This is a genomic window from Synechococcus sp. R6-10 (assembly GCF_047461815.1).
In the GTDB taxonomy this organism is placed as follows: Bacteria; Cyanobacteriota; Cyanobacteriia; order Thermostichales; family Thermostichaceae; genus Thermostichus.
This window is the reverse complement of the sequence record NZ_JANSHW010000325.1, coordinates 1-5,122: the sequence shown is the minus strand read 5'-3', so window position 1 is coordinate 5,122 and position 5,122 is coordinate 1. Positions and strand designations below refer to the sequence as shown.

Sequence of the window (5,122 nt, the reverse complement as noted above, 5' to 3'; positions counted from 1 at the left end):
AAGGACTCCGTCCCGCTAACGCGAAAGGACTCCGTCCCGCTAACGCGAAAGGACTCCGTCCCGCTAACGCGATCGGGCTGGGCTTGACCCTCTGGCAGGGATCCTTCGAGGGCGTGAACACGGAATGGCTACGCTGGTGTGATCGGGAGGGGCAGGTTTTGCCCACCGGCGAAGAAAAGGCTGCTCTGGAACAACAGCGCGCTGAGGCAGAACGCCAACGGGCTGAAGCCCTTCTGGAGCTGCTGCGTTCCCACGGCAAAGGACTCCGTCCCGCTAACGCGATCGCACCGCCGGCAGCCTGAAAAATCCCGTCCCTAACGGGGCTTCCATTGTCCATTGCCTATCCACCGCCATGTCTACCCTCCCCAGCAGCAGCGAAGCCGCCCAACGGGCCGCCCGCCTGGAAAAAGCCCAACACCTGCGGGAACAAGGGATCCCGCCTTACGCCTATTCTTTCCCTGTTACCCACTTGGCTGCCGAGCTGCAGGAGCAATTTGCCGACCTAGAGCCCGGCGGCGAGCGGGAGGATGTGCAGGTGGCGGTGGCCGGGCGGATCCGGGCGCGGCGGGTCATGGGCAAGCTGGCCTTCTTTACCCTGCAGGATCGCTCTGGCACCATTCAGCTTTATCTAGACAAGAAACGGCTGACGGAGCAGATGGGGGAGCTGGCCTTCAAGAACCTGGACAAGCTCCTCGACGTTGGCGATTGGCTGGGGGCCAAGGGCTGCCTCAAGCGCACCGAAAAAGGGGAATTGTCGGTGCGGGTGGACGAGTACCAGGTGCTAACCAAGGCGCTGTTGCCGCTGCCGGACAAGTGGCACGGCCTGCGGGATGTGGAGAAACGCTACCGCCAGCGCTACGTCGATCTCATCGTCAACCCTGAGGTCAAGCAGACCTTGCTCGACCGCGCCCAGATCATCCGCTCCCTGCGGCAGACTCTGGAAGAGCGAGGTTTTGTGGAAATTGAGACGCCCGTGTTGCAGGTGATCCCCGGCGGGGCGGAGGCGCGACCCTTCATCACCCACCACAACGCTCTGGATCTGGATCTCTACCTGCGCATTGCCACCGAGCTGCACCTGAAGCGGCTGGTGGTGGGCGGGATCGAGCGAGTCTATGAAATTGGGCGGGTCTTTCGCAACGAAGGCATCTCCACCCGCCACAACCCGGAGTTCACCTCTCTAGAGGCCTATCAAGCCTTCGCCGACTACCACACCATGATGGAGCTGACGGAAACCCTGGTCTGCAACGCCGCCCTGGCGGTGCAGGGATCCCTGCAGCTCACCTACCAAGGGGAAGCCATCGACCTCACCCCTCCCTGGCGACGGGTGACGATGCAGGAGCTGGTGGAGGAGGCCACTGGCATTTTCATCGATGTGGAAAAGGGATGCCCTGAAGAGCTCTTGCCGGCCTTGGCCGCCCAAGGGATCCCCGATCTCTCCCCCCAGGACTCCCCCGGCCAGTTGCTGGTCAAAGCCTTTGAGCACTGCTGCGAGAGCCGCCTGCGCCAGCCCACCTTTGTTCTGGACTACCCCCTGGATGTGTGTCCCCTCACCAAGCCCCACCGCAGCAAACCGGGGTTGGCCGAGCGCTTCGAGCTGTTCATCGTTGGGCGGGAGACGGCCAACGCCTACTCCGAGCTCACCGATCCGGTGGATCAGCGGCAGCGGCTGGAGGCCCAGGCAGCCCTGAAGGCAGCCGGAGATGAGGAGGCCCACTTTCTGGATGAAGACTTCCTCACGGCCTTGGAATATGGCCTGCCCCCCACCGGCGGCCTGGGCGTGGGGATCGACCGCTTGGTGATGCTGCTGTGCGACGCTCCCAGCATTCGCGATGTCATTGCCTTTCCGCTGCTGCGGCCCGAGACGGGAGAAGTGGCGGAGGAGGCTTGAGCCGATCCCTCTAACTGTCCATTCAAATCCCATCGATTTCTAAGAGAGGTTGGAGGTGGCCGCGGCGACGGCGCGGAGCCTTTGGGAAGTGTCTCAACCTATTTTGAAATAACTAGCGATAACGTCTTCCAAAAGCCGACCTTCGTACCCTTGCATCTGGAGGGCAGCCTGGAAATCCTGGCAGGCTCTCTGCCAATCCCCAAGGGCAGTCCGGGCCAGGGCGCGGTTGAGGTGGGCCTTGAGGTGGCAGGGATCCCTATCGCTCGCGTCAGCAGTGCAGAGTGTTATGGCTTGGTCGTAGTCGCGGATGGCCGCCGAAAAATCCCCCTGTTGGGCGTAGGCCCAGCCGCGGTTGTTCAAAACCCAGACCCGCTCCTGGGGATCCAGCTCCAGTTGCAGCAGTCGGGTGTAGTCTTCTATCGCTTTGTCCGTCTGTCCCTCGCCATCCCACAGGAGAGCTCGGTGGAGCAAAGCAGAGTGCTCCTGGGGGTTCAAGGCCAGGGCCTGCGTGTAGTCGGCAATGGCCAGCTCAGGGCAATTGGCCTGCCGGTGTAGATCCCCCCGTTGACGGTAGGCCAGGGCAGCATCGGCCACCCCCCAGTTCTGGTCGAGGCTCAGAGCTTGGTTGAGATCCGCCAATGCCGCCTCTTGATCCCCCAAAGCCAGATGCACCCTTGCCCGCAAAGCAAAAGCCTGAGAAGCCTGCGGTTGCTGCTGGATCAGCGCCGTGAAATCGGCCAACGCCCCAGCCAGATCCCCCCTCTCTTGGCGACACAAGCCCCGATACAACAGGGCTTCGGTGACCAGCACTTCTGGATCCCCTGGGCTGGCCAGCTCCAAGACCCGATCCCAATCGGCTATTGCCCCCTCCAGGTTGTGGCGCAGGCGGCGGACTTGGGCCCGCTTCAGGTGGGCCTCCAGATAGAGCTGCCGGGACTGTTCCCCGTCTTGGGCCTCTTCCTGGATGACTTGGTCGAAGTCGGATTCAGCCTGCTCCAAGGCTACGCCCGCTGCAGGAACGGTGCCGCGCACCGCCAACGTCAACAACAGAGAGCCGCGGGCCAAGCGGGCCATCCTGTGTTGGGGATCCCGCTGCAGCAGACGGTTTAGATCTTGCAAGGCCGCTTCGGTCTGACCCAACTGCTGCAGGGCCTGTGCGCGGTGCCACAGCGCTTCCCTGTGGTCAGGATCCTGCTGCAAAACCCGGCTGAGATCCTGAATGGCGGAATCCCAGTTGCCCACCTGTCCATGGGCCATGCCCCGTCGCAGCCAAGCCGTCCAGTCCTGGGGATCCTGCCGCAACACCTCGTCGTAGTCGGCAATTGCTTCTTGCCACCGGCCTAGCCGTCGGCACAACTCAGCTCGCTCTTGGCGCAGATCCCGCCGTTCCGGCTGCAAGCGCACCGCCTCGTTCAACTGCTCTAAGGCCGCCTGCAGATCCCCTGCCTGGATTTGGGCCCGCGCCAGATCTCGGCGGATATCCGCCTGGGCCACTGCCGCCCCCAGGGCCAAAGCCTGGTGGTAATCCTGGATGGCCCCCGGCCCATCTCCCAGAGCAGCCCGCACTTGGCCGCGATGGAAATAAGCCAAGCCCGACTGAGGATCCCCTTGCAGAGCTTGGTCGAAATCGGCCAACGCCCCCTGCCAATCCCCCAGCCGTTGCCGTGCCATGCCACGGCATAGATGGGCATTCAACAGCAGCTCCGGCCCGCGTGGGATCCCAGGCCTCGCCGCCCACTGCAACACCTGCGAGAAGTCCTCACAGGCTGCCGGCCAATCTTCCCGCTCAGCATGGAGTTGGCCGCGGTTGAAGTAGAGCTGAGGGTTCTGCGGATCCCGCTCCAGGGCAGCTGTATAATCCTGCAGAGCCGCCAGGGGATCCCCCAGCAGCCAATGGATTCGCCCGCGGCTGCTGTAGGCACTGGCATCTTGGGGATCCAAAGCAATGGCCTGGCTCAAGTCGGACAAAGCCGCTTTGATGTTGCCCAAGTCCAGGTGGGCAATGCCCCGGTTGAGGTAGGCTTTGGCCATCTGGGGATCCAGCTCCAGGGCGCGGTTGAAGTCTGCCAGAGCGCCGCCGGGATCCCCCAGCCCCTGGCGAGCCAAGCCCCGGCAGAGATAGGCCCGCGACAGGTTGGGATCCAGACGGAGAGCCTGTTCACAATCGGCCAGCGCCGGCTCCAGGGTGTTGCTGCTCAGGTAGGCCATGGCCCGCTGCAAGTAGAGATCCGCCTGGGCTGCCGCCTCTGCCTCAGGTAGCTCAGTGGCCTCAGCAGACCGTAGGGATAGGGCCTGAGAAAAATCTTCAACGGCCCCTTGGGGATCCCCCAACGCTTGCCGGGCCAGGCCCCGGTGGTAATAGGCTTTGCCGTGGCGAGGATCCAACTGCAGCGCTTGGGTGTAGTCCTCGACGGCCCCTTGCAAATCTGACAACTGGACCCGCGCCACTCCCCGGTTGAAGTAGGCTTCCCCGTCCTGAGGGTCCCGCTTGATCACCTCGGAAAAATCGGCTGCTGCCCCCTGCGCATCTCCCAGATGGCCGCGCACCACGCCGCGGTTGAAATAGGCCCGCACATCTTCCGGGTTGAGCTCAATGGCCCGCGAATAGTCTTCGATGGCCTGCTGCTGCTGATTGAGTTGCCGGTAAGCATTGCCACGGTTGTAGTAGGCCACCGCCCATTGTGGGTTGAGGCCGAGAGCCTGGGTGTAGTCGGCAACAGCTCCCTCGTAGTCCTCCAGCCGGTAGCGGGCAATGCCGCGGTTGAAATAGGCGCGGGCGTCCCCTGCCAGTTGAATAACTTGGGTGTAATCTGCGATGGCCCCTGCCAAGTCCCCACTTTTGTAGCGGGCGCTGCCCCGCTGGCTGTAGGCACGGCTGTTTTGGGGATCCAATTGAATGGCCAACGTACAGTCGGCAATCGCCCCCTGGAAATCCCCTTGGCGAGCTTTCTCCTGTGCGCGGGCCAACAGGCGCGTCACCAAAACCTGATCCACCGAAACATCGCCGAGCGTCGCCTCTTGGGGAAAAGGCAACAGGGGCCGCAGCGCCTCCAACACTTCAGCAGCGGACTGGAAGCGCTCTTGCCAGTGGGGGCAGATCAGGCGATCCAAAATCTCGGCCAGCTCCTCGCTGACCTGAACCAAATCCCGCCAGAGCAGTTGGCCGGTGCGGGGATCATCCCGGATCTTATGGGGAGGACGACCGGTGAGGGCTTGGATGGCCAGCACCCCTAC

Annotated in this window: 2 protein-coding genes and 1 pseudogene; 2 read left to right on the top strand and 1 reads right to left on the bottom strand. The window is 63.2% G+C overall.

Annotated features, from left to right (window positions below):
* Both NW837_RS09685 and lysS read left to right on the top strand, forming a co-directional pair.
* Positions 1 to 302: pseudogene (locus NW837_RS09685) on the top strand (Uma2 family endonuclease); the annotation flags it as partial.
* Between the two features lie 50 nt (positions 303 to 352).
* Positions 353 to 1,888 carry a lysine--tRNA ligase gene (gene lysS / locus NW837_RS09680; RefSeq protein WP_414331075.1) on the top strand — a complete coding sequence of 512 codons (1,536 nt, stop codon included), beginning with the start codon at positions 353 to 355 and terminating at the stop codon, positions 1,886 to 1,888.
* 93 nt (positions 1,889 to 1,981) lie between these two features.
* On the opposite strand, the gene NW837_RS09675 is transcribed toward lysS, so the two are convergent.
* The coding region (locus tag NW837_RS09675; RefSeq protein WP_414331074.1) for a tetratricopeptide repeat protein at positions 1,982 to 5,122 on the bottom strand (3,141 nt) is incomplete at its 5' end.